This window comes from Trebonia sp., assembly GCF_049794275.1.
Taxonomy (GTDB): domain Bacteria; phylum Actinomycetota; class Actinomycetes; order Streptosporangiales; family Streptosporangiaceae; genus Trebonia.
Genome location: NZ_JBARCR010000081.1, coordinates 1 through 2,410 on the forward strand (window position 1 = coordinate 1; position 2,410 = coordinate 2,410).

At 70.0% G+C, this 2,410-nt stretch carries 3 protein-coding genes; 2 read left to right on the forward strand and 1 reads right to left on the reverse strand.

Annotation, left to right across the window (positions count from 1 at the left end; genetic code table 11):
• On the reverse strand, window positions 1-862 hold an 862-nt coding region (locus WA805_RS02195; RefSeq protein ID WP_425241524.1), incomplete at its 3' end, for a fumarylacetoacetate hydrolase family protein.
• Window positions 863-923: 61 nt separating this feature from the next.
• On the opposite strand from WA805_RS02195, the gene WA805_RS02200 reads away from it, so the two are divergent.
• Both WA805_RS02200 and WA805_RS02205 read left to right on the forward strand, forming a co-directional pair.
• Window positions 924-1,763 (forward strand): fumarylacetoacetate hydrolase family protein, encoded by an 840-nt coding sequence (locus WA805_RS02200; RefSeq protein WP_425241525.1) that lies wholly within the window; start codon window positions 924-926, stop codon window positions 1,761-1,763.
• A 41-nt stretch (window positions 1,764-1,804) separates the two neighbouring features.
• Window positions 1,805-2,410: GntR family transcriptional regulator (locus WA805_RS02205; RefSeq protein WP_425241526.1), on the forward strand; the 606-nt coding region annotated here is incomplete at its 3' end.

Consider the following 2,410-nt stretch of genomic DNA (forward strand, 5'->3'; position numbering starts at 1 on the left):
GCCGGGTGGTATGCAGCCCGTCCAGGGTGACGGAGTGGTAGCCGCGCTTGCGCAACTGAGAGGCGAGCGTAGCGGTGCTTACATCGCCCACGGCTGCCAGCAGCTCGGCGGGGGAGTCGGTGGGGCCGGGCGCGCCCCGGGCGCCGTACGCCAGCTCCCGCTGCGCGTCGTCCGCGTCAGGCATCGCGCCGGGCGGGCTGAGGGTATATCCGGCTTCTTCGACGGGACTGCGCAGCCGGCCGGTCGTCTGGGAGCCGTAGCTGACCTCGACCTCGACGAGGTCGCCGGGCCGCACCACGGTGGAGCCCGTCGGGGTGCCGGTGAGGATGACGTCGCCGGGCTCGAGCGTAGTCAACCGGGAAATATCCGCCACGATGTCGGCGAAAGAAAAAAGCAGGTCGTCGCCGGTGATGGCGTCCTGCACCAGGTCACCGTTGAGCCAGGTGCGCAGCCGGATGTTCTCCGGGTCGACGTCGCGGGCGTCCAGCAGTGCCGGGCCCAGCGGCGTGAACCCGTCGATGCCCTTGGACCTGACGTTGGAGCCCCGGTCGGCGTACCGCAGGTCGTACACGCCGAAGTCGTTCGCCGCCGTGATCCACCCGACGTGGTCCCATGCCGCGGCCGGGGCGACGCGGGTCGCCCGTTCGCCGATGATCAGGGCGACCTCGCCCTCGAACGCGAGCAGCTCGCACCACGGCGGCCGCAGCACCGGGTCGCCGTCGGCGGCGAGGGTGTTCGGCGGCTTGAGGAAGTACGACGGCCACGGCGGCAGGTCCCCGCGCTCCATCGCCCGGCTGCGGTAGCTCGTGTGCACGGCGACGATCTTGGACGGACGCTGGCCTGCCAGCGGGTGCTCTGCCATCGGCAAGATCGTATATGGCCCGGTCATTCCGCGACAGGGCCGGATCGCTAAAGTAAACCCCATGCGATTCGCCACTATCCGCACTGCTGACGGAACGACGGCCGCCCGATTCGACGGCGACACCCTGACCCCGCTCGACGCGCCGGACGTCGGCGCGCTGCTCGCCGCCGAGGGCGGGCCCGGCGGAGTCTCCGCCCGGGTCGGCGCCCCTCCGGTCCTCGTGGCCGAGGCCGACTTCGCCCCGGTCGTGCCCAGCCCGTCCAAGGTGATCTGCGTCGGCCTGAACTACCGCACGCACATCCAGGAAACCGGCCGTGAACTGCCGGAGTACCCGACCCTGTTCGCCAAGTTCGCCGAGACGCTGATGGGGCCGTATGACGACCTGGCGCTCCCCTCGGTCAGCAACCGGGTCGACTGGGAGGCCGAACTCGGGCTGATCATCGGCAGCCCGGTGTACCGCGCCGATGCCGCCGAGGCGGCGGGCGCGATCGCCGGCTACACGATCTGCAACGACGTGTCCATGCGGGACTTCCAGCGCCGGACCCTGCAGTGGCTGGCGGGCAAGATGTTCCAGCACTCGACGCCGGCCGGCCCGTACCTGGTCACGCCGGACGAGGTAGGCAACGCCGCCGACCTGGAGATCGGGTGCTCGGTAGACGGCGAGGTCATGCAATTGGCTAGGACGTCGGACCTGCTGTTCGGGCCGGCCGACATCGTGTCCTACGTCAGCCAGGCCATCACCCTGCGCCCCGGCGACCTGCTGCTGACCGGCACCACCGGCGGCGTCGGCGACGCCCGCAAGCCCCCGGTCTACCTCAAGCCCGGCCAGGTGCTCCGTACCTGGGTCGAAGGGCTCGGCGAATGCGTCAACCGGTGCGTCGCGGAAAAAGCCGCGCCGTAGTAGTGGGATAACCCAACTTTCTCGGTCTACGCTCTGATGATGTGAACAAACAGGAGCGGACATACACGGTCCTGCGGGACCGGATCCACTCCGGCGCGTTCGCTCCCAGGGCCCGGCTGAACATCGACGGCCTCGCGCGTGAACTCGGCGTCAGCGCCATCCCGGTGCGGGAGGCGCTGCGCCGGCTCGAAGCCGAAGGCTGGGTGCGCTTCCAGCCGAACGTGGGCGCGATCGTGGCGCCGGTCGACGCGACCACCTGGGAGCAGGAGATGATCGCCGTGGCGATCCTGGAGGGCGCCGCCACCGCCGACGCCGCCGCCCACCTGCGGCTGTCGGACCTGAGCAGGCTGCGGAAGATCGCCGCCGAGATGGAGGTGGTGGCCGCCACGCACGGGGACCCGGTCAAGTTCAGCCGGCTGAACCGCCGGTTGCACGCCACGATCGTCGCCCGGTGCGGCAACGCCTACCTTCTCGAACTGCTCGAGCAGACGTACCTGCGGCTGGACAGGATCCGCTCCACGATGTTCGCGTACCTGCCCGAACGCTTCAAACCCGCCATCACCGAGCACGCCCACCTCATCGACCTGCTGGAATCCCGCGACCAGGCCGCGATCGAGCAGTACGCCCGCTGGCACAAGATGCAAACC

What these genes read in the sequence shown, in the direction of transcription:
- WA805_RS02200 (WP_425241525.1), top strand. Translation starts at nt 924, where the DNA reads ATGCGATTCGCCACTATCCGCACTGCTGACGGAACGACGGCCGCCCGA.